Annotated in this window: 21 protein-coding genes; 2 read left to right on the top strand and 19 right to left on the bottom strand. The window is 62.6% G+C overall.

From position 1 onward, the window contains the following. Positions 1–19: 19 nt before the first annotated feature. On the top strand, positions 20–3,865 hold the full coding sequence (locus HUN39_RS04225; protein ID WP_175093247.1) for a tetratricopeptide repeat protein: 3,846 nt from the start codon (positions 20–22) through the stop codon (positions 3,863–3,865). A gap of 10 nt (positions 3,866–3,875) precedes the next feature. Here the strand turns inward: HUN39_RS04225 and typA are convergent, their stop codons facing one another. From typA to epmA, 3 genes are all read right to left on the bottom strand, one after another. Continuing rightward, positions 3,876–5,696 carry a translational GTPase TypA gene (gene typA, locus HUN39_RS04220; RefSeq protein WP_175093246.1) on the bottom strand — a complete coding sequence of 607 codons (1,821 nt, stop codon included), beginning with the start codon at positions 5,694–5,696 and terminating at the stop codon, positions 3,876–3,878. 174 nt (positions 5,697–5,870) lie between these two features. After that, positions 5,871–7,349 (bottom strand): chymotrypsin family serine protease, encoded by a 1,479-nt coding sequence (locus tag HUN39_RS04215; RefSeq protein ID WP_210266841.1) that lies wholly within the window; start codon positions 7,347–7,349, stop codon positions 5,871–5,873. Between the two features lie 133 nt (positions 7,350–7,482). After that, complete coding sequence (gene epmA, locus HUN39_RS04210; protein ID WP_175093244.1) at positions 7,483–8,526, bottom strand: EF-P lysine aminoacylase EpmA; 1,044 nt, start codon at positions 8,524–8,526, stop codon at positions 7,483–7,485. 94 nt (positions 8,527–8,620) lie between these two features. Here epmA and efp point away from each other — a divergent pair, with 94 nt between their 5' ends. Then, positions 8,621–9,190: an elongation factor P gene (gene efp / locus HUN39_RS04205; RefSeq protein WP_014891212.1), complete on the top strand. Its 570-nt coding sequence runs from the start codon at positions 8,621–8,623 to the stop codon at positions 9,188–9,190. A gap of 126 nt (positions 9,191–9,316) precedes the next feature. On the opposite strand, the gene HUN39_RS04200 is transcribed toward efp, so the two are convergent. The 16 genes from HUN39_RS04200 to HUN39_RS04125 all read right to left on the bottom strand — a co-directional run bounded on the left by HUN39_RS04200 (position 9,317) and on the right by HUN39_RS04125 (position 26,616). Continuing rightward, positions 9,317–9,724, bottom strand: a complete 408-nt coding sequence (locus HUN39_RS04200; protein WP_175093243.1) for a very short patch repair endonuclease — start codon at positions 9,722–9,724, stop codon at positions 9,317–9,319. A 151-nt stretch (positions 9,725–9,875) separates the two neighbouring features. Further along, positions 9,876–11,021, bottom strand: coding sequence for a DNA cytosine methyltransferase (locus tag HUN39_RS04195; RefSeq protein ID WP_175093242.1), 1,146 nt, complete (start codon positions 11,019–11,021; stop codon positions 9,876–9,878). 144 nt (positions 11,022–11,165) lie between these two features. Further along, a complete protein-coding gene (locus tag HUN39_RS04190; RefSeq protein ID WP_175093241.1) occupies positions 11,166–12,836 on the bottom strand; it encodes a ribonuclease J in 1,671 nt (556 codons plus the stop codon). Next, positions 12,833–13,621, bottom strand: coding sequence for a biotin--[acetyl-CoA-carboxylase] ligase (locus tag HUN39_RS04185; protein WP_210266840.1), 789 nt, complete (start codon positions 13,619–13,621; stop codon positions 12,833–12,835). Before HUN39_RS04185 ends, HUN39_RS04190 begins: the two co-directional genes overlap by 4 nt. 30 nt (positions 13,622–13,651) lie before the next feature. After that, entirely contained in the window at positions 13,652–15,085 is a 1,434-nt protein-coding gene (gene nuoN / locus HUN39_RS04180; RefSeq protein ID WP_175093239.1) for an NADH-quinone oxidoreductase subunit NuoN, read from the bottom strand. Positions 15,086–15,098: 13 nt separating this feature from the next. Continuing rightward, complete coding sequence (locus tag HUN39_RS04175; RefSeq protein WP_175093238.1) at positions 15,099–16,607, bottom strand: NADH-quinone oxidoreductase subunit M; 1,509 nt, start codon at positions 16,605–16,607, stop codon at positions 15,099–15,101. Beyond that, positions 16,607–18,643 carry an NADH-quinone oxidoreductase subunit L gene (gene nuoL, locus HUN39_RS04170; protein ID WP_175093237.1) on the bottom strand — a complete coding sequence of 679 codons (2,037 nt, stop codon included), beginning with the start codon at positions 18,641–18,643 and terminating at the stop codon, positions 16,607–16,609. The genes HUN39_RS04175 and nuoL overlap by 1 nt, the downstream gene beginning before the upstream one ends. A gap of 8 nt (positions 18,644–18,651) precedes the next feature. Beyond that, positions 18,652–18,963: an NADH-quinone oxidoreductase subunit NuoK gene (nuoK, locus tag HUN39_RS04165; RefSeq protein WP_018407012.1), complete on the bottom strand. Its 312-nt coding sequence runs from the start codon at positions 18,961–18,963 to the stop codon at positions 18,652–18,654. 11 nt (positions 18,964–18,974) lie between these two features. Beyond that, positions 18,975–19,577, bottom strand: coding sequence for an NADH-quinone oxidoreductase subunit J (locus HUN39_RS04160; protein WP_175093236.1), 603 nt, complete (start codon positions 19,575–19,577; stop codon positions 18,975–18,977). Between the two features lie 52 nt (positions 19,578–19,629). After that, positions 19,630–20,118, bottom strand: coding sequence for an NADH-quinone oxidoreductase subunit NuoI (gene nuoI / locus HUN39_RS04155; protein WP_175093235.1), 489 nt, complete (start codon positions 20,116–20,118; stop codon positions 19,630–19,632). Between the two features lie 7 nt (positions 20,119–20,125). Then, positions 20,126–21,175, bottom strand: coding sequence for an NADH-quinone oxidoreductase subunit NuoH (gene nuoH, locus HUN39_RS04150; protein ID WP_408631386.1), 1,050 nt, complete (start codon positions 21,173–21,175; stop codon positions 20,126–20,128). An 11-nt stretch (positions 21,176–21,186) separates the two neighbouring features. Next, entirely contained in the window at positions 21,187–23,247 is a 2,061-nt protein-coding gene (gene nuoG / locus HUN39_RS04145) for an NADH-quinone oxidoreductase subunit NuoG (protein ID WP_175093234.1), read from the bottom strand. A 34-nt stretch (positions 23,248–23,281) separates the two neighbouring features. After that, positions 23,282–24,586 (bottom strand): NADH-quinone oxidoreductase subunit NuoF, encoded by a 1,305-nt coding sequence (gene nuoF / locus HUN39_RS04140; protein WP_175093233.1) that lies wholly within the window; start codon positions 24,584–24,586, stop codon positions 23,282–23,284. Then, positions 24,576–24,779 (bottom strand): hypothetical protein, encoded by a 204-nt coding sequence (locus tag HUN39_RS04135; protein WP_175093232.1) that lies wholly within the window; start codon positions 24,777–24,779, stop codon positions 24,576–24,578. Before HUN39_RS04135 ends, nuoF begins: the two co-directional genes overlap by 11 nt. 5 nt (positions 24,780–24,784) lie before the next feature. Then, on the bottom strand, positions 24,785–25,396 hold the full coding sequence (gene nuoE / locus HUN39_RS04130) for an NADH-quinone oxidoreductase subunit NuoE (RefSeq protein ID WP_175093231.1): 612 nt from the start codon (positions 25,394–25,396) through the stop codon (positions 24,785–24,787). Continuing rightward, on the bottom strand, positions 25,396–26,616 hold the full coding sequence (locus tag HUN39_RS04125) for an NADH-quinone oxidoreductase subunit D (protein WP_175093230.1): 1,221 nt from the start codon (positions 26,614–26,616) through the stop codon (positions 25,396–25,398). The genes nuoE and HUN39_RS04125 overlap by 1 nt, the downstream gene beginning before the upstream one ends. Positions 26,617–26,620 lie beyond the last annotated feature (4 nt).

Here is a 26,620-nt window from a genome sequence, read left to right as displayed (position 1 = left end):
CGCCTTTTCGAGCGTCATCTTGATTGGCGGGGTGAGACGCACCCGCCACGTCATGCCTCAGTTGACTAGCCTAAAAAGGCGGCCCAACATTTTTCAAAAGTTAAGGCCGTTGATGTCTGATTCTAATGAAGCACTCAGAACCGCTATATCTGGCGCGAAAGCTCTAATCGTTTGCGGCGCAGGGGTAAGCAGGGCCGTCACTGGGGGAGCCGCACCCGGCTGGAAAGGCCTCATTGAGAGTGCGATCGAATCGGCTCCAAAAGAACCTGGAGAAGATTGGAGCGAACATTTCCGACAGGGATTAAAGCGGAACGATCCTGACGCCTGGCTCAGCTCAGCCGATATGGCTCAAAGAAAATTGGGAGGCTTCTCGAACAATAGCTATCGCGCCTGGCTGATGAAAAATGTCGGCGAGCTACAGGCGAGTGAACCCGCTCTACTCGACGCAATTATCGCACTGAACTGCCGTCTCGCGACAACCAATTACGATGGCCTGCTTTGCACGAAAAAAGGGGTGCAGCCCAAGACTTGGCGCAATCCCGACTCGGTCGCCGAAATTTTGACGGGAAAATCCCAGAATGTTTGGCACATCCATGGATATTGGGATGACCCAGAGTCCGTAATCTTTTCGACGGCTGATTACGATCGGGTGGGACGTAGTGATCGTGCGCAATTTCTTCAGCAGCAAGCCGCCTTCGCCGATACGCTTATCTTCATCGGCTGCTCTGCGAGTGGCCTTGCGGATCAAAATGTCGGGCGTCTGTTAAATTGGTTCGGTTCGTCATGGGGCGGGTTAGGCAAGAAGCATTTTGCATTAGTCACCGACGACGAGGTGGAAACGCCGGGTTGGCCAGACAACGTCACTCGAGTTCCTTATGGGCCAAAGCACGAAAAGTTGCTGGAATTCCTCCGGAGTTTGGACCCTAAAAGCCCCGCGCCTCAAGCCTCGGCCGGCAAGGTCAACCGCATCGATTTGGCAATCGCCAATCCGCATCCGGTCGGACGTCGCGACGAAATCAACAGGGTCGTCACAGCCGCGACAGAAGGCCGTCCATGCCTCATCACCGGTGGGCCGGGTATGGGAAAATCAACGGTTGCGGTCGCCGCGAGTTATGATGAGAGGCTAATTGAGAAGTTTGGCGAACGACGCGTGTTCGTCAATCTCGAAAATCGCACAGATCCTCTTGATGTATTCATTCTTTTGGCCGCCGAACTCGGGCTTAGCCCGGAACCGACACAGAGCGCGACTCTCGCGGCCATCCGCTACTCATGCGGACAGGAATTGACATTCGCTATCTTGGACAATGCCGAAGGTTTGATCGAAGCTAACGAGTCCGAAACCAGGCGCATTTTAGGTTTGCTGAGGGACACGGCCGGTCTATCATTTGTTGTCACCAGTCGTGAAAGCCTGCCAGCCCTCCCAGATTGGGCAAAGGTTGATGATCTACCGCCACTAGCTCTCAATGAAAGTCGCGATCTGTTTTGCAAAATCGCGACGAACGTAAGGAAAGACGACCCGGACCTCGAACCGCTTTTGATCGCGCTTGATGGTCACGCGCTTTCGCTCACGATCATGGCGAGCCGCGTGGACAGCGATCTTACGCTCGGTCCTATGCTCAAGCGGAGGGAACAGGAGAAAGCTGCGTTGTTACGCCAGCCGGGCGCACAAGAAAATCGTCATAACTCGGTCGTGGCGTCGCTACGCGTTTCACTCACCTCCAAGCATATGTCTGTTATGGCTAAGCGGCTCCTCGCCGTACTTGGCTTCCTCCCCGATGGCATCCCTGCAGGCGGATTAAAGGCCTTTCTTGGCCACGAAGATCGCCGGATCAAAGCGACGGAATCAGAGGCCGCCAACGAAGTTCTACGCCGTCTGCGGCTCGTCGCACCCCGACCGGACGGCTCGATTAAGCTGCTTAATCCACTGCGTGAAGCCGTGAGCATCGAAAAGCCGCTAAAAGGAGAGGAGCTTCAAAGAGTTGTAAGGGCAATTTTTAAACTACTTGAAAAGGGGAAGTATTTCGGGACGGCAAAGTGGCCGGCGGTAGAGGCAGAATTGCTGCCTCATCTGCAAAATTTTTCGCCAGTTCTTCTCCAAGCTAGTCGCGATCAGCCGGTTCGAGGGGTTCGGCAGGCGATTGAGTCTGCCCGCATACTTTCCGTGGGTGAACTGCGCTTTGATCAAACGACGTTTATAAAGCTTGCGTCGGCGCTGCAACGGCGTGGCTCGATTGAGTCGAAGAGTGCAGGCGCTCAAGCCGTTCATGCCGCAGGCCATCTGGCGCTAAGACGCGACGATCTGGATGCCGCCCAAATCTATTTCGAAATGGCGCGCGACATCTTCCTTCAGATCGGTGAGCGACTGGGACAGGCGAATGCGCTTCAATCGCTCGGCAAATTGGCGCTAAGACGCGACGATTTGGACGCCGCCCAAACCTATTCCGAGATGGCGCGCGACACCTACCTACAGATCGGTGAGCGCCTCGGGCACGCGAATGCGCTTCAATCGCTCGGCGAGCTGGCGCTAAGACGCGACGATTTGGACGCCGCTCAAACCTATTCCGAGATGGCGCGCGACACCTACCTACAGATCGGTGAGCGACTGGGACAGGCGAATGCGCTTAAATTTCTCGGCGATCTGGCGCTACGCCGCGGTGATCTGGACGCCGCCCAAACCTATTCCGAGATGGCGCGCGACACCTACCTACAGATCGGTGAGCGACTGGGACAGGCGAATGCGCTTCAATCGCTCGGCAAATTGGCGCTACGCCGCGATAATCTGGACGCCGCCCAAACCTATTTCGAAATGGCGCGCGACATCTTCCTCCAGATCGGAGACCGGCTCGGGTACACGAATACGCTTCGTTCGCTCGGCGATCTGGCGCTAAGGCGCAACGATCTGGACGCCGCCCAAAGCTATCTCCAGGAGGCCCACGACATTAGCCTCCAAATTGGCCACCGGCTTGGGCACACGAATGCGCTTCATTCGCTCGGCGATCTGGCGCTAATACGTGGCGATCTGGACGCCGCCCAATTCTATCTCCCGCAGGCGCGCGACATAAGCCTCCAGATCGGGGACCGGCTCGGGCAGGCGAATGCGCTTAAATCGCTGGGCGAACTGGCGCTAAAACGCGACGATCTGGACGGTGCCCAAACCTATCTCCAGCAGGCCAGCGACATCTGCCTCCACATTTGCCACCGGCTGGGGCAGGCGAACGCGCTTCAATGGCTCGGAGATCTGGCGCTAAGACGCGGCAATCTGGATGCTGCCCAAATCTCTCTCCAGGAAGCACGCAACTTCTACCTCCAGATCGACGATAGCTTGGGACAGGCGAATACGCTTCAATCCCTCGGAGAGCTGGCGATAAGACGCGACAATCTGGATGCCGCCCAAACCTATCTCCAGGAGGCGCGAGCCATCTACCAGAAGGTTACTGCAACGCTGGGCGAGGCAAATGCTAACTATCTGATCGGGGAAGTCCAATTGAGACTAGACCCCGTCCGAGCCGAAACCATTTTTACTCAGGTATTGCAATCATATGAGTCGCTTGGCGTGAAGTGGGGCATCGCCCACAGCAACTTACGCCTTGCGCAAATTACTGCCCGCCAGGGCGACCGCTCTCGTCTGGCTGACGCCGTCGACAAGATCCTGCGATATGAAGGGGGTGACCCTGCCAAACTTGCAGCGCCGGGCTGGCGAGCGTTTTGTGCCAGCCTTCTCGAGCATGATGAAGCCAAGCGTGCAGCGCTCTGCGACCAAGCGCGACGCTTGTGGACCGAAATCGGGGCTCTCGGTTTGATCAAGGACTACGTTGATTTTGAAATCTCGGTTGCAGTCGCTGATCATACCAACGCAGAAGACTGACTGAGCCCCCTCACTCCACCAGCGCGGCCTTGCCCTTCGCCTTCTTGCGGTCGTTGGGGTCGAGAAACACTTTGCGCAGGCGGATCGACTTCGGCGTCACTTCCACGCGCTCGTCGTCCTCGATATAGGCCAGCGCCTTCTCCAGCGTCATCTGGATCGGCGGCGTCAGGCGCACGGCCTCGTCCTTCGACTGGGTGCGGATGTTGGTGAGCTGCTTGCCCTTTAAGACATTGATCTCGAGATCATTGTCGCGCGTATGTTCGCCGACGATCATGCCCTTATAGACCTTCCAGCCCGGCTCGATCATCATCGGGCCGCGATCTTCCAGCTTCCACATGGCGTAGGCGACGGCCTCGCCGGAATCATTGCTGATCAGCACGCCGTTGCGGCGGCCCTGAATCTCGCCCTTGTAGGGCGCATATTCATGGAACAGGCGGTTCATGATCGCCGTGCCGCGCGTGTCGGTGAGAAGCTCGCCCTGATAGCCGATGAGGCCGCGCGTCGGCGCATGGAACACGAGACGCAGGCGATTGCCGCCCGACGGGCGCATCTCGATCATCTCGGCCTTGCGCTCATTCATCTTTTGCACGACGACGCCGCTATGCTCCTCGTCGACGTCGATGACGACCTCTTCGATCGGCTCGAGAATATCGCCGTTCTCGTCCTTCTTGAAGACGACCTTGGGGCGCGAGACGCCGAGTTCGAAGCCCTCGCGGCGCATGGTCTCGATCAAAATGCCGAGCTGCAATTCGCCGCGGCCCGAGACGATGAAGGCGTCGCCCATCGGCGCATCCTCGACGCGCAGCGCGACATTGCCTTCGGCCTCCTTGAAGAGACGCGCGCGGATCATGCGGCTCGTGACCTTGTCGCCTTCCGTGCCGGCGAGCGGGCTGTCATTGACGAGGAAGGTCATGGAGAGCGTCGGCGGATCGATCGGCTGCGCCTGCAGCGGCTCGTTGACTTCCAGCGCGCAGAGCGTGTCGGCGACGTTGAATTTTTCGAGGCCGGCGATGGCGACGATGTCGCCGGCTTCCGCCTCCTCGATCGGCTGGCGCTCAATGCCGCGGAAGGCGAGAATTTTCGACACGCGCCCCTGCTCGACGATCTTGCCGGTGCGGTCGAGCACCTTCACCGCCTGATTAGGCTTCACGCTGCCGGCGAAGACGCGGCCGGTGATGATGCGGCCGAGATAGGGATTGGCCTCGAGCAGCGTGCCGAGCATGCGGAAGCCGCCGTCCTCGACGGTGGGCGCCGGCACATGCTTGACGACGAGGTCGAAGAGCGGCGCCATGCCGTCCTGCGGGCCGGTCGGCTCCTCGGCCATCCAGCCCTGCTTGGCGGAGCCGTAGATGATCGGGAAGTCGAGCTGCTCGTCGGTGGCGTCGAGCGCGGCGAAGAGGTCGAAGACCTCGTTGACGACTTCCGAGACGCGGGCGTCAGGCTTGTCGACCTTGTTGACGCAGACGATCGGCTTCAGGCCGATCTTGAGCGCCTTGCCGACGACGAATTTCGTCTGCGGCATCGGGCCTTCAGCGGCGTCGACGAGCACGATGGCGCCGTCGACCATCGACAGGATGCGCTCCACCTCGCCGCCGAAATCGGCGTGGCCGGGCGTGTCGACGATGTTGATGCGCACGTCCTTCCAGGTGATGGACGTGGCCTTCGCCATGATGGTGATGCCGCGCTCTTTTTCGAGATCATTCGAATCCATCACGCGCTCGGCGACGCGCTGGTTCTCGCGGAACGCGCCCGACTGCTGAAGGAGACGGTCGACGAGCGTGGTCTTGCCATGGTCGACGTGGGCGATGATGGCGATGTTGCGCAGCTGCATGTTCAAAGGCCGGCCAGGTAAAACAGCCGCCTCTGCGGCCGCCCGAGAGCGGCCGGGAACTGGAGACGCTGGCTGTTGTTGCGATGCAGCGTCTCATACCCCAAGGCGGGGGAATTTGGAAGCGGAGCCGGCCTGGGCGGTCCTCCCAAGGCCAGACCCCGCCCGAACCGCAGGCTACCGCGCCGGGCACTGCTCCCGGCAGCGTCGCCAGGCGGGGATGCATTGCGACCCCAGGCCGCCGTCGGCGAGACAGGCGTCCCGCTCGGCGTTGCATTCCCGCAAGCACTGCTCCCGCGGCGTCGGCGGAGGCGGCGGGGGTGGCGGAGGCTGCTGCGCCGTGAAGGTGGTGAGCGGGCCAAGCTCCTGCTCGATCATGCTCATCGGGCTGAAAACGAAGGAGCTGCCGTCGTCAGGTCCGCCCCAGAGAATGCCGTGCAGGCTCGCCTGGCTGGCGGTCGGCAGGATGGAGAAGACGGGCGAGCCGCTGTCGCCATTGTCCGTCAGCTTGTTCGTCCCGCTGACCCGCCCGACGCGGCTCTGGCACAAGAGCCTGATGTCCGTGTCCGCGACATTGACGTCGATGCAGGTCGCGCGCACGTCGCCGAAGGCCCAGCCCGTCGTGCGGCCGACCTTGTTGAGCCTCATGCCGACGACTGAGTCCGGCGTCTCGCTCATGATCCGGAAGACGCTTGGAAAACCGTTGATCGTCAGCGAGCCGACATTATTCGTCGTTCGCGCGATTTCGAAACGGCCGCGGTCGATTCGGTAGTCGGCATAGGCGCTGTCGCTGAAGCGGCATTTCCTGCCCGAGGGGCATACGCCGCCGGTGAAATATGGGGGATCCGCGTCCTCGTCGCCGATCTTATTGCCGGAAAACAGCGGATCGTTCGGCTGATGGAAATCGTCGTCATTGCTGACGCCGCGATTCTTGGTGCAATGAGAGTTGGTCACGAAGCCGTCGCGGCCGTTGCGCACGACGTTGAACCCGAGCGTGCAGATCTTAAAGGCGAAAACGCCGGTGTCGATTTCGATCTGAACGCCGGCGGGCACCGGCCGACGTTTATCGCGCAATGACGCATGGAAGCGGATCGGCTGCGTTTCTTCGATGATCAGCGCTTCAAACGGAACGCCGAGCGATTTCGCCAAGGCTTCGAATCTCTGGCGCGACGGATCGCCGACGACGCCGATGGTCACGCGATTGCGGCGCTCGTCGAGATCGACGAAGACGATCTCCTGGCCGTCGAGCGCGGGGCTGAAGCTTTTCTTCCATTTGGCGAGTTCGACGACGTCGTAGTCGCCCTTGATGATGTTCGGCTCTTGCGCGCGGCCTTTGGCGGCGGCGTTTTGCGTCAGGAACTCCGCGCCGAGCACGCTGGCGATGGCCGATGTGACCTGCGATCGCGCGGCTTTCATCGCGTCGGCGCCGCGCAGTTCGGCGGCGTTTTTCATATAGACCTGCAGCGCGCCCTTCTCGTCGAAATACATCCCGCCAAAACCAGGCGCCTGCTCGCCAATTTTCACGAGTTTGTCGTCGAAAGTTGCGACGGGCGTGGCCGGCGGCGCTGCGGGCGTTTCTTTCTGCTGCGCCATGGCGGCGGTCGCAATCGTCAGGGCGATGGCCACAACAGTTTTCAGCAATAATTTAAGGCCCATCGCGCCCTCCATGAAATCATGCGCGGCGCGCGAGCGCGTATCGCCCGCGTTCGCCGCCAAATGGCGCCAATATGGACGTCCTTGCCAGCGTAGGACGTACGCGCCAGCACCACGTCGTTTATTTGAATGAGAACTAGAGCGCCGTGCCGCTCTCGGCCACTGGCGTCCACAGCACCTGCTCGATGCGCTCAGCTCCCGTTGCGAGCATCACGAGCCGATCGAAGCCGAGCGCGACGCCGCAGGCCGGCGGCATCTCAGCCAGAGCGGCGAGAAAATCCTCATCGATCGGATAGGTCTCGCCGTAGATGCGGCGCTTCTCCTGCATCTGCGCCTCGAAGCGCCGGCGTTGCTCCGCCGCGTCGGTCAATTCGGCGAAGCCATTGGCGAGCTCGACGCCGCAGACATAGAGTTCGAAGCGATCGGCGAAGCGCGGATCGTCGGCGTTGGCGCGGGCGAGCGCCGCCTCGCTCACCGGATAATCCGTCAGGATGGTCGGCCGCTCGCGACCGAGCATAGGCTCGATCTTTTCGGACATGATCTTGCTGAACAGATCCGACCAGTTGTCGTCTTCGACGACCCGTATGCCGTCGCGCGCGGCGGCGCGCGCCAGCCCGTCGCGGTCGTCGAGCAGAGATTCCAAATCAATGCTGGCGTGGGTCGCAAAGGCGTCGCAGACGCTGATGATCTGCGGCTCCTCGAATGGATCGCAAACGCGTCCCATCCAGGCGAAATCCGTCGCGCCCGCCGCCCGCGCCGCGCTCGCCAGCAATCCGGCGCAATCCTCCATCAGCCGCAGGGTCGGCGCATCGGCGCGGTACCACTCCAGCATGGTGAATTCCGGATGGTGCAGGGCGGAACGCTCGCGATTGCGGAAGACGCGCGCAAGGGTGAAAATCCGTTCCTCGCCCGCCGCGAGCAGCTTCTTGCAGGAAAACTCCGGCGAAGTATGGAGATAGAGCCGACTCCGCTCGCCACCCGAGCCGATCAGCTCCGTCGCGAAGGCCGAAAGATGCGTTTCATTGCCGCCCGATAGCTGAAGCGCCGCCGTTTCGACCTCGGCGAAGCCTTCCGCGGCGAAGAAACGTCGGGTGGCGGCGGCGATCGCCGCCCGGCCCTTGAGAAAGGGCTTGCGGTCGGCATAAACATGCCGAGCCCACCAAGGCGACGCGCGCGTCATGAGGTCTCCCCGAGGCGGGGCCCGGATTGCCGGCGCGCCCGAAATATGGTCTGACCGCCGTTCATAAACTAGGCCGGCAATAAGGGATACGGACGTGAAAGTCATCGCCAGTTCGATTCGCAAAGGCAATATCATCGAGAGGGAGGATGGGCAGCTTTACGTCGTCCTGACCGCCGAAAGTTTTTTCCCCGGCAAGGGCACGCCGACGACGCAGATCGACATGCGCCGCCTCTCGGACGGCGTCAAAACGACGGACCGCTACAAGACGACCGAACAGGTCGAGCGCGCCTTCGTCGAGGATCAGGATTTCAGCTATCTCTACAATGACGGCGACGGCTATCACTTCATGAATCAGGCGAGCTATGAGCAGATCATTGTGCCCGCCGATGTGATCGGCGATCAGGCGCAGTGGCTGCAGGAGGGCATGGTCTGCATCCTGTCGATGTTCAACGGCGTGGCCGTTGGCATTCAGTTGCCGCCGCGCGTGACGCTGGAGATCGTCGAGACAGAGCCGGCGATGAAAGGCCAGACCGCATCCTCGTCTTATAAGCCGGCGAAGCTCGCAAATGGCGCGCGCGTGATGGTCCCGCCGCATATTCAGCCGGGCACGCGAGTCGTCATCCAGACCGAAGACGGCGCCTATGTCGAGCGCGCCAAGGATTGAGGGGACGCAACCCTCTCCCGCCTTGCGGGAGAGGGTGGTCGCCGGAGGCGACCGGGTGAGAGCCCTCATCCGTCGTCACTTCGTGACGATACCTTCTCCCGCCAGCGGGAGAAGGTGAAACGCCCCCTACCCCAAAAATTCGCGCAGCTTCTTTTCCACGCCGGCTTTATCCTTCAGCTCGCACTCCCAGATCGTGAGCGCGCGCCAGCCCTGCGCCGCGAGCGCCGCCTGATGCGCCGCGTCGCGCGCGACGTTCCTGGCGATCTTGGCGCGCCAATAGTCGGCGTTGGCCTTAGGGCTGCGCGCGCCGCGTGGGCAATCATGCCCGTGCCAGAAGCAGCCATGGACGAAGATCGCCAGCTTGCGGCCGATGAAAGCGATATCGGGATTGCCCGGAACGTCCTTACGATGCAGCCGATAGCCCGGCGCGAAACGCCTCAACATCGTCCGCACGGCGATTTCAGGAGCGGTGTCGCGCCCCTTCACCGCGCGCATGATGGCGGAGCGCTGTTCGCGCGTTTCTTTCACGCTCACGCGTAAGCCCCCCTCCCCAGCCCTCCCCCGCTGCGCTTCGCTTGCGGGAGAGGGAGCAGAGACCGCTCGTCATAAAGGTTGCGGCTGGCGCGGCAGCGCTGATCGCGACGATTCCCTCTCCCGCGAAGCGGGGGAGGGTTAGGGAGAGGGCTCAAGCCGCTTCCCGCTCGATGCGCGTCTTCAGCAACTGCTCTAACAACTGCCCCGCGATATGCCGCACGACTGGAACGACGACGCCGTCGCCAGTCAAATGATAGGCGTCGCTATAGGTCGCGGGGAGCAGATAATCTTCCGGCAGTCCCATCAGCCGCGCCGTCTCGCGCGCCGACATCAGCCGCGAGCGCACCCTGCCCTTGTCGACGACCAGCACATATTGCCGGCTCGAGCCGCCGGCCGGCGTGCGCAGACACCCCGCCATATCGTCGAAACGCGCCTCGGCGCGCTGAATCTTGACGCCATTCTGATAGCGGGTACGGCGATAGAGCGTGCCCACCATCTTGCGCCCGGCGCGTTTCGCCTCGGCGATCTTCGCGAGATTGACGTCGCTCATCATGGCGATGAGCGCGTTTGTCTCACCGACGCTGCGCCACTCCACATCGAGTGGTCTGTCTTCGATAACATCGAACAGAGTCGTGTTGCGCAGCGGCGGCGCCGGCACATTCCACCAGAGCCAATTGGCGCGAAGCGTTTGCGGCAGGCGCTCATGCGCCGCGACAAGCGCGCGCGTGTGAAACGGCGCGTTTGCACTCTTCCTCGTCAACGCAGAAGCAACCGCGACATCCTCTCGCGCGGCGATGATGAACAGCCGCGGGCGCGATTGCGGCACGAACAGCGCCGCGTCGATGACCAGCGCGCCAAACCTGTAACGCTCCTTCGCCAGCGCCTCGCAGATTTTTACAAAATCCTTGCCGCCGTGGGAGGTGAGCGCGCCGCAGACATTTTCGAGCACGATGAGCGACGGCGCACGGCCCTCCTTGCGGAGCGCCTTCATCAAATCCCAGAACGGCCAGAACGTGCCGGACCTTTCGCCCTTCAGCCCCGCGCCGGCGCCGGCGAGCGACAGGTCCTGACAGGGGAAGGACGCCCAGACGAGATCGGCGCGGCCCGGCAATTGCGCCGTGGCGATTTCGCGCACGTCGCCGACGTGCAGCTCCTCGCCGCCCCAGTTGGCGCGATAGCTTTCGGCTTTCTTGCGATCGAAGTCATTGGCGAAAAGGCAGCGCCAGCCGTCGCCGAGCCCGGCGCGGGCCATGCCGCCGCCGGCGAAGAATTCGTAAAAGGCAGGCCGATCGTCCATGCGCGATTCGCTCCGAGTGCAGCGTACCCGCTCGGCGCCGCCGCCGCGACCGAAAAGAAGCGCGCGAACCCCTCTCCCGGCTCCTTCGCAGCCACCCTCTCCCGATGGGAGAGGGGTTCGCGCCATTTTTTGAAAGAGCCGACGCTACGTCGCGACGACCATCACATGCACGGTCGGCTTCTTGCCCCAGACGGACGATACGGCGCCGCGTACGGCGCGCTCGATCGCCGTGGAGACGGCGTTGGCGTCGCGGCGTCGCGGACGCGACAGCGCCTCGAAAGCGGCGAAGAGCGCCTCGTCGATGACTTCGCCCATCTCCTCGCCGAATTTGCCGCGTTTCGGCACCCCGGCGAAGACGACGTCCGGATCGCCGACAAGCTCGCCCTTGCGGTCGACCGCCAGCGCGATGGAAATGACGCCGGTGACCGAGAGGCGCACGCGTTCGCGCACGGCGCCGTCGTCTTCGGTCAGGAGGACGTCGCCGTCCTTCATCAGACGGCCGTGCGGGGCCTTCCCGATGATGCCCGGCGCGCCGGGCGCCAGTCGTACGATATCGCCATTACGCGCCGAGACGACCTGGGACACGCCATGCGACTTGGCGAAGGCCGCATGCGCCGTGAGATGATGCGCCTCGCCATGCGCCGGCACCGCGATCTGAGGCCGGACCCATTCGTACATTTGCGTGACTTCGCCGCGGCGCGGATGGCCTGAGCAATGCACGAGGTGGTCGTGGTCGGTGATGACCTCGACGCCGATGTCGCAGAGAGCGTTGATGACGCGAAAGACGTCGCGCGCATTTCCCGGAATGACGCGCGAAGAGAAGATCACCCGATCGCCCGCGACAAGCTTGATCGCCGGATGTTCGTTCACCGCCGCCCGCGCCATGGCGGCGCGTGTTTCGCCCTGGCTTCCGGTCGCGATGACGACGGTTTTGTCGCGCGGCAAAGTCGGCAGCAATTCGGGCGCGTGAAATCCGGGCAGTCCGTCAAGATAGCCGCAGTCTCGCGCGACTTGGATGGCGCGATCCATCGCCCTCCCGGCGACGACGACGGTGCGCCCGCAGGCCTGCGCCGCTTCGCCAATGCCGCGCAGCCGCGCGATATTGGACGCGAAGGTGGTGACCAGCACCCGGCCCGGCGCTTCGGCGATCAGCGTGCGCAACGTGCGCGCAACGTCGGCTTCCGAGAAACTGTCGCCCTCGCGCAGGATGTTGGTCGAGTCGCAGATGAGCGCCGTGACGCCCTCGTCGCCAAGCGCGCGGAGCCGCGCCTCGTCGATGCGCGTCCCGACGCCGGGCTGCGGATCGATCTTCCAGTCGCCGGTGTGGAGCAGCAGCCCGAGCGGCGTGCGGATCGCCAGCGCATTCGCTTCCGGAATCGAATGCGCGACGGCGACATATTCGACTTGGAACGGATCGAGATCGAGCTTTGCGCCGGCATGCGTCAGGGAAATGTCGATCTTCGGCGCGCCAGGTTCGTTCAACCGCCGCACTTCAAGGAGACCCGCCGCGAAGGGCGTGGCGAAGACTCGGCATTTGAGCCGCGGCCATAAGGTCGCGAGTCCGCCGATATGATCCTCATGCGCATGGGTGATGCAAATGCCGACAAGATCACGCGCGATCTTCTCGACGAAGGCGATGTCGGCGAAGACAAGATCGACGCCGGGCGCCTCCGTTCCGGGAAAGCCCAGGCCGCAGTCGACCATCAGCCATTTGCGCGCTTTCGGCGGCCCGTAGCCGTAGAGCGCCAAGTTCATGCCGATTTCGCCCAAGCCGCCGAGCGGCACGAAGACGAGGTCCGCGTCGGGCGTCGTCATGCGACGCCTCCCGCCGTGGTCTGGCGCGGGCCGAGCGACACGTCGCCCGCCTCGATGACGCGCTCGCCGTCACGCGTCGCCAACACAAGCCGGCCGATCGCGTCGATGGTCACGAGGCGTCCCTCGACGATCTCGCGCGGCAGCTCAACGCGAATGTGGGCGCCGAGATAGGCGGCGTCCGCCAGCCAAGCTTCTCGGATGCGGGCGAAACCCTCGCCGCCGCGCCAAAGATCAAGCGTGTCGAGGAGCGCGTCGGACAGATGCGTAAAGAGCGTCGCGGCGTCTGGCGCGTTCGGCCCGATTGACGCCAGCGCGCGCGCTTCGAAGGGCAGATCGCACGGCGCCTCAGCGCAGTTGACGCCGAGCCCGATGATCGCGACCGAGGCGCGCGGCGCGCGCGCGTCGCCTGTCGGCACGCCGACATTCTCAAGCAGAATTCCGCCGAGCTTGGCTCCCTCGAGCAGAAGATCATTCGGCCATTTCAGTGCGAAGCGGCCGGCGTCCCCCGTCGCGGCGCGCAGGCCGCGCATGGCCGCGACCCCCGCCACGAAGCCGAGCTGCGGCGCGACGGCGGCTTCGCCAAAATCGCCAAGAACAAGGCTCGCATGAAGATTGCCCGGCGGCGATATCCATTCGCGTCCGAGACGGCCATGGCCGCCCGTCTGCCGCGCGGCCACCACCCATAAAGGTCCGCGCTCGCCCGCCTCGATCAGACGTCGGGCTTCGTCATTGGTCGAATCGACGCTCTCCAGCGCGAGGAGGCGCACGCCGCGGGCGCGCGCCAATGATCCCAACTCCACGCGCGAATTACCTCCCTAGAAAAGCGACTTCGCCGCCGCCGCCGCCGCATCCATGACTGGGGAGGGATAGACCCAAAAGCCAAGCAGCGCCAGCGTGGACGCGCCAAGCACGGCGCGTAGCGCCATCGGTGCGCGGTCGAAGGCCGGCGCCGGCTCGTCGAAATACATGACCTTGACGACCCGCAGATAGTAATAGGCCGCGACCGCGCTCGCCAGGACGCCGATGACCGCGAGGCCAAAGAGGCCCGTGTCGACCGCGGCGAGGAGCACGTAATATTTGGCGAAAAAGCCCGCGAGCGGCGGAACGCCGGCAAGCGAGAACATCAGCATCGCCAGGAAGAAGGCCATCCAGCTATTGGTGCGCGACAGGCCGGCGAGGTCGGAGACGTTCTCGACATATCTGCCTTCGACGCGCATCGCGAGAATGGCGGCGAAGGTCCCGAGCGTCATGATCAGATAGATCGTGAGGTAGATCGCGACGCCGCGCACGCCCGCCTCGTCGCCGGCAGCCAGTCCGATCAGCGCAAAGCCCATATGGCCGATCGAGGAATAGGCCATCAGCCGCTTGATGTTCTCCTGTCCGATGGCCGCGAAAGAGCCCAGCAGCATCGAAGCGATGGCAATGAAGATGATGATCTGGCGCCATTGGTCTTTCACGCCCGGGAAGGCGGTAATGACAATGCGCACGGTGATCGCCACCGCCGCCATTTTGGCGGCCGAAGCGAAGAAGGCGGTGACCGGCGTCGGCGCGCCCTGATAAACGTCGGGCGTCCACATATGGAAGGGCGCCGCCGACATTTTGAAGGCGAGCGCCGCCAGGACGAAGACAAGCCCGAAGATCACGCCGATCGGCGCCGAGGTCGAAACAACCGCCGCGATGCCGGAGAATGAGATCGTTCCGGCGAAGCCGTAGAGCAACGACGCGCCATAGAGCATCATGCCGGAAGAGAGTGCGCCGAGGACGAAATATTTCAGCCCGGCCTCCGACGATCGCCCGTCGTCGCGCGCAAAGGCGGCCATGACATAGAGCGCCAGCGACATCAGTTCGAGGCCGAGATAGAGCGCGATGAGGTTATCGGCCGAAATCAGCAGCAACATGCCGAGCGTCGAGAGAATGATGAGCACCGGATACTCGAATTTTTCGAGTCCGTTGCGTTGCAGCCAGTCGACGGACAGCAGAATCGACACGATCGCGCCGATGAGCGTCAACGCTTTCATGAAGCGCGAGAACCCGTCGTCGATATAGGCGCCGTCGAAGATGCTCGTGTCCGGCGTGCTCGACAGCGCGATCGCGACCAAGGCGAGGCCCAGAATGCCGACGGCCATTTCGTCGACAAGGCCGAAACCGCGCTCGCCGCGGAAAGCGCCGATGAGGATGAGCGCCATCACGCCGACGGCGAGAATGGTCTCGGGAAGAAAATGATGCGCGAGTTGAACGAAAAAGGGCATCGTCAGCGATCCGTCATTGGCCAGCGGCCGCGAGCTTAACCGCGTCGATGAGCGCCGTATGGGTCTGGATGAGATTGTCGACCGACGCCTGCGTCGCGTTCAGAATGGCCTGCGGCTGCACGCCGTAATAAATCGTGAGCAGGACAAGCGGCGTGAAGATCGCAATCTCGCGCGGCGTCAGATCGGCGATGTTCTTGAGGCTGGCCTTGTCCAAGACCCCGAAGATCACGCGGCGGTAGAGATAGAGGGCGTACGCCGCAGACAGAACGACGCCGCTCGTCGCGATCAGCGCGACCCAGCTATTCGCCTGGAACGCGCCGGTCAGCGACAGGAACTCGCCGATGAAGCCCGTCGTTCCCGGCAGGCCGACATTGGCCATGGTGAACAGCATGAACACGAAGGCGTAGATCGGCATGCGGTTGACGAGGCCGCCATAGGCGGCGATCTCGCGCGTATGCATGCGGTCGTAGATCACGCCGACGCAAAGGAACAGCGCGCCGGCGACTAAGCCGTGCGAGATCATCTGGAAGATCGCGCCCTGCATGCCTTGAACATTGAGCGTGAAGAGGCCCATCGTGACGAAGCCCATATGCGCGACGGACGAATAGGCGATGAGCTTCTTGATGTCTTCCTGAACGAGCGCGACGAGCGAAGTGTAGACGATCGCGATCACGGACAGCGCGTAGATGAGCGGCGCGAAATTGGTCGAAGCGTCCGGAAACATCGGCAACGAGAAGCGGATGAAGCCGTAGCCGCCCATCTTCAGGAGAATCGCCGCAAGGATCACGGAGCCGGCCGTCGGCGCCTCGACATGCGCATCAGGCAGCCAGGTGTGCACCGGCCACATCGGCATCTTCACCGCGAAGGACGCGAAGAAGGCGAGCCACAGCCAAGTCTGCATCTCCTTGGGGAAGTCGGTATGCAGCAGCACGGTGATGTCGGTCGTGCCGGCCTTGCCATACATGGCGAGGATCGCGACCAGCATGAGGAGCGAGCCGACAAGCGTGTAAAGAAAGAATTTGAAGCTCGCGTAGACGCGCCGCTTGCCGCCCCAGATTCCGATGATGAGAAACATCGGGATGAGGCCGCCCTCGAAGAAGAGGTAGAACAGCACAAGGTCGAGCGCGCAGAAGACGCCGACCATCAGCGTCTCGAGCACCAGGAAGGCGATCATATATTCCTTCACGCGCTTCTGGATCGAGTCCCAGGAGGCGAGAATGGCGAAGGGCATCAGGAAGGTCGTCAGCAGGACGAAGGGCATCGAAAAGCCGTCGACGCCCATCTTGTAGACGAGGCCCGAGCCGAGCCAGTTTTTCTCCTCGACGAACTGGAACGCCGCGCTTGTCGTGTCGAAGCCGGACCAGATGAAAAGCGACAACGCGAAGGTCGCTAGCGTCGTCGCGAGCGTCGCCCATCGGATGTTGCGCAGGCTCGCTTCGTCATCGCCCTTCTGCGTGAGCAGGAAGGCGACGCCGACGAGCGGCAGGAAGGTGACGCCGGAGAGAATGCCGAAACCAAACATCAGCGCAGCCCCCCGGCGATAAAGTAAGTGACGACCGCCGCGACGCCGATAAGCATGGCGAAGGCGTAGTGATAGACGTAGCCGGTCTGCAAGCGCACCGCGAGCCTGGCGCCATCGGCGACTCGCGCCGCCACCCCGTCAGGCCCGAACCCGTCGATGATCGCGCCGTCGCCGCCCTTCCAGAACAGTCTGCCGAGAGCAAAGGCCGGCCGAACGAACAGGAAGTCGTAGAGTTCGTCGAAATACCATTTGTTGAGCAGAAACCGGTAAAGACGCGGGAAGGTTTTCGCCAGCGCCTGCGCGGTTCCCGGCTTCAGCACGTAGAAATAGAGCGCAACGGCGAAGCCCAGAGCCATCACCACGGTCGGCGCAAGACCGACGCCGAGCGCCACGTCATGGAACTCATGGATGATGTGATTGTCGCGGCCGGTGAAGAGAGCGCCTTTCCAGAATTCATCGTAATCATGGCCAATGAAGTATTTGCCAAAGACGATGCCCGCGCCGAGCGCGCCGAGACCGAGCACCGCCAGCGGCGCCAGCATGACAATCGGCGACTCGTGCGGGGCGTGATGGCCATGGTCGTGGTCGTGCGAATGATCCTGATGCGTTTGATCGCCATCCGCATGGGCTAATTCCGCCGCCGTCGCCTCCTCATCCGCATGGTCCGTTTGAACGGCATGGTCCTTACGGGCGCCAAAGAAGGTCATGAACACCAGCCGCCAGGAATAGAACGAGGTCAAACCGGCGGCGGCCACGGTCGCGACAAAGGCGAACATCGCCATGTGATGATGTTCGCCCGCTGCGAAGGCCGCTTCGATGATCGCGTCCTTGGAATAGAAACCGGCGGTGAACGGGAAGCCCGTGAGCGCGAGTGTGCCGATGATCATCATCGCGAAGGTGAAGGGAATGTCCTTGCGCAGCCCGCCCATGTTGCGCATGTCCTGCTCGTGATGCATGGCATGGATCACGGAGCCCGCGCCCAGGAAGAGCAGCGCCTTGAAGAAGGCGTGGGTAAAAAGATGGTAGACGCCGATGCTATAGGCGCCGACGCCTTCGGCAACGAACATATAGCCGAGCTGCGAGCAGGTCGAATAGGCGATGACGCGCTTGATATCGTTTTGCACAAGGCCGACCGTCGCGGCGAAAATGGCCGTTACCGCCCCAACCAGCGTCACGAATTCGAGAGTCGCGGGCGCATATTCAAAAATCGGCGAAAGACGCGCCACCATGAAGACGCCGGCCGTCACCATCGTCGCAGCGTGAATGAGCGCCGAGACGGGCGTCGGGCCTTCCATCGCGTCCGGCAGCCAGGTGTGCAGCAGGAATTGCGCCGACTTGCCCATCGCGCCGATGAAGAGCAGGAAGGTGGCGAGCGTCAGCGCGTCGACATCCATGCCGAAGACATGGATCGTCTTGCCGGCAAGCCCCGGGACGGCGGCGAAGACCTCCTCAAAACCAAGCGACTTCGTCAGCTGGAAGACGAGGAAAATCCCGAGCGCGAAGCCAAAATCGCCGACGCGGTTGACGACAAAGGCCTTGATCGCGGCGGCGTTGGCCGAGGGCTTTTGATACCAGAAGCCGATGAGCAGATAGGACGCGAGACCGACGCCCTCCCAGCCAAAAAACATCTGCACGAGATTGTCGGCCGTCACCAGCATCAGCATGGCGAAGGTGAACAGCGACAGATAAGCGAAGAAGCGCGGGCGATCCGGATCCTCGTGCATGTAGCCGATGGAATAGAGATGCACGAGGCTCGACACCGTGTTGACGACGACGAGCATCACCGCCGTCAGCGTGTCGACCCGCAGCGCCCAATCGACCTTGAGGTCGCCCACGGTCATCCAATTGCCGATGATCGGCGCATAGCCGTGATCGTGTCCGAGCGCGACGTCAAAGAAGACGATCCATGACAGCACGGCGCAGATCATCAAGAAGCCCGTCGTGACCAGCTCCGAGGCGCGCACCCCGATCCAAGGTCCGAGCGCGCCTGCGATCAGAAAGCCGACAAGCGGAAGAAAGACGATGGCGTAAATCATCGCTGGGGTCAGCCCTTCAAGGAATTGATGTCTTCGACGGCGATCGTGCCGCGGTTGCGATAGAAGGTAACGAGAATCGCGAGGCCGATCGCCGCCTCCGCCGCCGCGACGGTCAGCACGAAGAGCGCAAACACCTGACCCGTCAAATCGGCGAGCGACTGCGAGAAGGCGACAAAGTTCAGATTGACCGCAAGCAGGATCAGCTCAACCGACATGAGAATGACGATGATGTTCTTGCGGTTGAGGATGATGCCGGCGACGCCGAGCGTGAACAGGACCGCTGCGACGACGAGGTAATGCGTGAGGCCGATGGTCAGCATGGATGTCCTCGTTAGACGCCGGTCCGGAACGGAACTTTTTTGATCTCGATCACATTTTCGCGCGTGCGCGCGTTCTGCTCGTCGATCTTCTGCCGCTTGATGTTGGGCTTGTGATGCAGCGTCAGCACGATGGCGCCGATCATGGCGGTGAGCAGCACAAGCGCGGACGCCTGAAAGAAGATCACATATTTCGTATAGAGGATTTGGCCGAGCGCCGCGGTGTTGCTCATTTGCGGAATGATCGGATTGGCGGCGGCGTCTACGGCCGAGGGCGCCGAACTCCAGCCGAGCGCCACGAAACCCAATTCCGCGAGGACGACGACGCCTACCCCGACGCCAACGGGAAGATATTTGGCGAAGCCCTGCTTCAACTCGGCGAAGTCGACGTCGAGCATCATGACGACGAACAGGAACAGCACCGCGACCGCGCCGACATAGACGACGATCAGGATCATCGCCAGGAACTCCGCGCCGGCGAGCAGAAACAGCCCCGCGCCATTGCAGAAGGCGAGGATGAGAAAGAGCACCGAGTGCACCGGATTGCGCGCGAAGATCACGACGCCGGCCGAGGCGATCATGATCGTGGCGAATAGGTAGAAAAATACGGCCTGCACGTTCTTCGTCCTTACTGCGCCGATGCGGCGTGTTCGTTCGCGTCTCTTCGTGTTACCTGTACTGCGCGTCCATCGCGATGTTGCGCGCGATCTCGCGCTCCCAGCGGTCGCCGTTCTCGAGCAGACGCACCTTGTTGTAGTAAAGCTCCTCGCGCGTCTCGACCGAGAATTCCGAATTGGGCCCCTCGACGATGGCGTCGACCGGGCAGGCCTCCTGGCAGTAGCCGCAATAGATGCATTTGACCATGTCGATGTCGTAGCGCGTCGTGCGGCGGGTGCCGTCGTTGCGGCGCGGTCCGGCTTCGATGGTGATCGCCTGCGCTGGACAGATCGCCTCGCAGAGCTTGCAGGCGATGCAGCGCTCCTCGCCATTGGGGTAGCGGCGCAGCGCATGTTCGCCGCGGTAGCGCGGCGACTGCGGATTCTTTTCGTGCGGATAGTTGAGTGTCGCCTTCGGCTTGAAGAAGTAGCGCATCGACAGCAGGAATGCGCCGACGAATTCGGTCAGGAAGAGCGACTTGGCGGCTTGATCGAGTTTCATGACGGCCTCAACTGCCTGCCGGTCCCGCCGGCCAGAACTGCAGCACGGCGGCGACGATGACGACCATGGCGAGGGAGATCGGCAGGAAGACTTTCCAACCCAGACGCATCAGCTGATCGTAGCGATAGCGCGGCACGAAAGCCTTCACCATGGCGAAGAAGAAGAAAAAGAAGCTCACCTTCAGCGTGAACCAGATCACGCCCGGCACATAGGTGAACGGCGCGATTTTGATCGGGGGCAGCCAGCCGCCAAAGAACAGGATCGTCAGCAGCGCGCACATGGTGACGATCGCCACATATTCGGCGAGCATGAACAGAACGTAGGGCGTCGCGGAATATTCGATCATGAAGCCGGCGACGAGCTCCGACTCCGCCTCCACGAGGTCGAACGGCGGGCGATTCGTCTCGGCGAGCGCCGAGACGAAGAAGATGACGAACATCGGGAACAGGCGCAGCCAATACCAGCCGGCCATGCCGTAGGACGTGTCCTGCGCGTGGACGATATCGGTCAGATTGAGCGAGCCGGCGCAGAGCAGCACCGTAATGATGACGAAGCCGATCGAGACTTCATAGGAGACCATCTGCGCCGCCGAGCGGAGCGCCGACAGGAACGGATATTTCGAGTTCGACGCCCAGCCGCCCATGATGACGCCATAGACGCCGAGCGAGGACAACGCGAAAATGTAAAGGATCCCGACATTGATGTCGCCGACCGCCCAGCCGTCGGCGACCGGAATGACGGCCCATGCGGCGATCGAAAGCGTCGCCATGATGAAGGGCGCGAACAGGAAAACGCCCTTGTTGGCGACGTCCGGAATCACCGGCTCCTTGAGCGCGAACTTGAGAAAGTCCGCGAAGCTCTGCAGAAGTCCCCAGGGTCCGACGACATTGGGTCCGCGGCGCAGCTGCACCGCCGCCCAGATTTTGCGGTCCGCGAGGATCACATAGGCCACGTAGATCAGCAACGCGACCGCGATCAAAACGCTCTTCACGAGCGCGAGAACAAGCGGATACGCGATGAAGAAATCCGAAATGGCGCTCGCCCAACCGTCGCTCACGTCCAAAGCTCCTATTCCGCCGCCTGAGCAAGCCGGCCCTGCGCCAGCGCCGAACATTCCGCCATGATCGCCGACGCGCGGGCGATCGGATTTGTGAAGTAGAAGTTTTGGATCGCCGGCGCGAAGGAATCCTTCATCGCCACGGCGGGATGATTGGCGAGAGCGACGACCTGCGCGGATTCGCCCGGCGCAATCTCATCCAGTTCCGCAAAGTGCGGGTGGGACTCGATGAGCCGCCGGCGTAGCGCCGCAAGAGAGTCGAAGGGCAGCGGATTGCCGATCGCGCCCGAGAGCGCGCGCAACACCGCCCAATCTTCTCGCGCTTCTCCTGGCGGGAAGACGACGCGGAAGGCGCGCTGCACGCGGCCTTCCGTATTGACGTAAAGCCCGGATTTTTCCGTATAGGCGGCGCCGGGCAGGATCACGTCGGCGCGATGCGCGCCGCGATCGCCATGCGTGCCGATGTAGACCACGAAAGCCCCGGGTTCGATGGCGATTTCATCGGCCCCGAGGTTGAAGATGAGATCGAGCGCGCCGGCCTTCGCCATCGCGCGCGCATCCAACCCGCCCGCGCCCGGCGCGAAGCCGAGATCGAGCGCGCCGACACGCGCGGCCGCCGTATGCAGGACCGAGAAGCCGTTCCAGCCGTCGCCGAGACCGCCGAGTTTCTGCGCGGCCTGAGCGGCGAGCGTGAGCGCCGCCTCGCCGTCGTCACGCGACAGAGCGCCCTGCCCGACGATGACCAGCAGCTTCTCGGCCGGCTTTGCTGAGCGGATGAACTGCAGAAGCGATTCCGGTCCGGCTCCGAGATAGTCGTAGTCGTAGGTGAGATCGGCGCGCTCGCCGACAAGCGAGATCTTGAAGTCGCCTCTGAGCCAGCGCTTGCGGAGTCGCGCGTTGAGAACAGGCGCTTCCTTGCGCGGATTGGCGCCGATGATGAGCGCGGCGCCCGCCTGCTCGATCCCCGCGACCGTCGCATTGAAGAGATAAGAGGCCCGGCCGAATTTCGGATCGAGTTTGGCCCCGTCCTGGCGGCAATCGAGATTGGGCGTTCCAAGCTGCTCCGCAAGCAGCTTCAACGCGAAGGTCTCTTCGACCGCGGCGAGATCGCCGACAAGCGCGCCGATGCGCGACGCGGACGTCGCCTTCGTTTTGGCGGCGACGGCGGCGAGCGCCTCCTGCCAGGAGGCCGGACGCAGCCGACCGTTCTCGCGGATATAGGGGCGATCGAGGCGCTGCGTCTTGAGACCGTCGACGATCTGGCGCGTCTTGTCGGAAATCCACTCTTCATTCACGAGGTCGTTGATGCGCGGCAGAATGCGCATGACTTCACGGCCGCGCGAGTCGACGCGGATCGCCGAGCCAAGCGCGTCCATGACGTCGATTGTCTCGGTCTTCTGATATTCCCAGGGACGGCCACGGAAGCTTTGCGGCTTGGGCAGCAGCGCGCCAACCGGACAAAGATCCGCGACATTGCCCTGCAGCTCGGAGGTCATCGCGCTTTCGAGATAGGTGGTGATCTCCATATCTTCGCCGCGGCCGATCGCGCCCATGTCTCCCGTGCCGGCGACTTCCGCCGTGAAGCGGACGCAACGCGTGCAATGGATGCAGCGGTTCATCTCGGTCTTGACCAGGACGCCGATATATTTGTCCTCGACCGCGCGCTTGTTTTCATGAAAACGCGAGCTGTCGACGCCGAAGACCAGCGCCTGATCCTGCAGATCGCATTCGCCGCCCTGATCGCAGATCGGGCAATCCAGCGGATGGTTGATCAGCAAGAACTCCATCACCCCTTCGCGCGCCTTTTTCACCATCGGCGATTTGGTGAGGACTTCCGGCGGCGCGCCATTCGGACCGGGGCGCAAATCCTTCACCGACATGGCGCAGGAGGCCTGCGGCTTCGGCGGCCCGCCCTTCACCTCGACGAGGCACATGCGGCAGTTGCCGGCGATCGACAGGCGCTCGTGATAACAAAAGCGCGGAATCTCGGCGCCGGCCTGCTCGCAGGCCTGCAGCAGGGTGAACTCTCCCGGCACGTCCACTTCGACGCCATCGACGAGAATCTTGGTCACTTCGCTCTCTCCGAAGTCTCGATGGGTTCGATCATCACTCGGCCGCCACGCGGATCGGATCGGGATGCGGATTGGCCGCATATTGATCGATGCGACGTTCGATCACGTCGCGGAAATGGATGATGAGCCCCTGGATGGGCCAGGCGGCGGCGTCGCCGAGCGCGCAGATCGTGTGGCCCTCGATCTGCTTTGACACATCGAACAGCATGTCGATTTCTTTCTTGTGCGCGCGGCCTTCGACCATGCGCTGCACGACGCGCCACATCCAGCCGGTGCCCTCGCGGCACGGCGTGCACTGGCCACAGCTCTCGTGCTTGTAAAAGTAAGAGAGGCGCGCGATGGCGCGGATGATGTCGGTGGACTTGTCCATCACGATCACCGCCGCCGTGCCGAGGCCGGACTTCAACGCCACCAGGCTGTCGAAATCCATCGGACAGTCGACGATCTCATGCGACGGCACGCAGCGCACCGATGAGCCGCCGGGAATGACGGCGAGCAGATTGTCCCAGCCGCCGCGCACGCCGCCGCAATGGGTCTCGATCAATTCGCGAAACGAGATCGACATCGCCTCTTCGACATTGCACGGCCGATTGACGTGGCCGGAAATCGAAAAGAGCTTGGTGCCGGCGTTGTTGGGCCTGCCGATGCCGGCGAACCAGGCGGCGCCGCGGCGCAGGATGGTCGGCGCGACGGCGATCGACTCGACGTTATTGACCGTCGTCGGGCAGCCATAGAGGCCGACATTGGCCGGGAACGGCGGCTTTAAGCGCGGCATGCCCTTCTTGCCTTCGAGGCTTTCCAGCAGCGCGGTCTCCTCGCCGCAAATATAAGCGCCCGCGCCGTGATGGACGTAGAGGTCGAACGGATAGCCGTGGACGTTGTTCTTGCCGATCAGCCGCGCGTCATAGGCTTCGTCGACGGCTTTCTGGAGCGCGATGCGCTCGGCGATGAACTCGCCGCGAATGTAAATGTAACAGGCATGCGCGCCCATGGCGAAGCTCGCGATGAGCGCGCCTTCGATCAGCGTATGCGGATCGTTGCGCATGATCTCGCGATCCTTGCACGTGCCGGGCTCCGACTCGTCGGCGTTGATGACGAGATAATGCGGCCGCTTGGGATCGATTTCCTTCGGCATGAAGGACCATTTCAGGCCCGTCGAAAACCCGGCGCCGCCGCGCCCGCGCAGACCCGACGCCTTGATCTCATTGATGATTGAGTCGCGGCCCTTATCGAGCAGCGCCTTGGTGTTGTCCCACTGCCCGCGCTTTCGCGCGCCGGCGAGCGAACGATCGCCGATGCCGTAAAGGTTCGTGAATATGCGATCTGAATCAGCGAGCATCGGCGTTCCCCGCGCTTTCGTCGTGCGCGTCGTTTTGGTTCCGGCGGTCACAAGCTTTCATCTCGGACAATCCCGAGACGTCGGCGCTGTCGAGCGGCGGCGTCTGGACGCCGCCAATGAGGCGTACGAGCGACGCGCCTATGTCGCGCACAGCGTCGACCATCTCGCTGATCGTTTCGGCAATCATGCTCATCGCAACTATTTCCCTTCGCCGTAAAGCGAGGTCAGACTCGTCAGCTTGCCCGCCGGCTCCGACGAGACGCGGCCGATCTGCGAACCGGTCTTCACCGGACGACGCGCGGCGAGATTGTCGAGAAGCTTCTCGAAATTCTCGGCGGTCAGATCCTCGTAATAGTCGTCGTTGATCTGCACCATCGGCGCGTTGCAGCATGCGCCGAGGCACTCGACCTCGAGCCAGGAAAACAGCCCGTCGTCGGTCACGCGCCGCTGAGGGCCCACCCGGCGATGCAACACGTCAATGATTTCATCCGAGCCAGCGAGCAGGCACGGCGTCGTGCCGCAAAGCTGGATAAAATATTTGCCGACGGGCTCGAGGTTGAACATCGAATAGAAGGTCGCGATTTCAAGCACGCGGATCTTCGCCATGCCGAGCGCGTCCGCGACTTTTTCGATCGCCGCCTGCGACAACCAATTGTCATGCTGCTTTTGCGCCTGCCACAGCGCCGGCACGACCATGGAGGCCTGGCGGCCATCGGGATATTTGGCGATCTGCTTCTCGAGCCACGCCTTGTTTTCGGGCGTGAATTCGAAGCTCTCTGTCTGTTTTTCGGCGAGACGACGGACGGACATTAGCGATCGACCTCCCCGAACACGATGTCGAGCGAACCCAGAATCGCCGAGACGTCAGCGAGCATGTGGTTCTTGCAGAGAAAATCCATGGCGGACAAATGCGCGAAGCCCGGCGCGCGGATCTTGCAGCGATACGGCTTGTCGCCGCCATCGGAGACAAGGTAGACGCCAAACTCGCCCTTCGGCGCTTCGACCGCGGCGTAGACCTCGCCCTGCGGCACGTGGAACCCTTCGGTGAAGAGCTTGAAGTGATGGATCAAGGCTTCCATCGAGCGCTTCATCTCGCCGCGCGAGGGCGGCGTGATCTTATGATTGGGCGCCATCACCGGGCCGCGGTTTTCGGCGCGCATGAGCTTCTCGACGCATTGCTTCATGATCGAGGTCGACTGCCGCATCTCCTCCATGCGGATCACGGCGCGGTCGTAGCAATCGCCATGCTTGCCGACCGGAATGTCGAACTCCATTTCCTCGTAGCACTCGTAAGGCTGCGCCTTGCGCAGATCCCAGGCGGCGCCCGAGCCGCGCACCATCACCCCCGAGAAACCCCATTTCCAGGCGTCTTCCAGAGAGATGACGCCGATGTCGACGTTGCGCTGCTTGAAGATGCGGTTGCCGATGAAGAGTTCATCGAGATCTTCGACGACCTTGAGGAACGGGTCGCAAAAGGCGCCGATATCCTCGACGAGCTGGTCGGGCAGGTCGCGCGCGACGCCGCCGGGCCGGAAATAATTGGCGTGCATGCGCGCGCCCGAGGCGCGCTCGTAGAACACCATCAGCTTTTCGCGCTCTTCATAGCCCCACAGCGGCGGGGTGAGCGCGCCGACGTCCATCGCCTGCGAAGTGACGTTGAGCAGATGCGACAAGAGGCGGCCGATTTCGGCGTAAAGCACGCGAATGAGCTGGCCGCGGCGCGGAACGTCGACGCCGAGCAGACGCTCGATGGCGAGACAGAAGGCGTGCTCCTGATTCATCGGCGCGCAATAGTCGAGCCGATCGAAATAGGGCACGTTCTGCAGATAGGTGCGCGACTCCATCAGCTTTTCGGTGCCGCGATGCAGGAAGCCCACATGCGGGTCGACGCGCTCGACGACCTCGCCGTCCAACTCCAGAATCAGGCGCAGCACGCCATGCGCCGCCGGATGCTGCGGGCCGAAGTTGATGTTGAAGTTACGTAGCCCTTGCGATTCGGGCTTCGCTGGCGCGGGGGTTTGATCGTTCATCTCG

Source organism: Methylocystis silviterrae (assembly GCF_013350005.1).
GTDB lineage: Bacteria > Pseudomonadota > Alphaproteobacteria > Rhizobiales > Beijerinckiaceae > Methylocystis > Methylocystis silviterrae.
The sequence above is the reverse complement of the archived record's forward strand: the minus strand, read 5'-3'. Positions and strand labels throughout refer to the sequence as shown.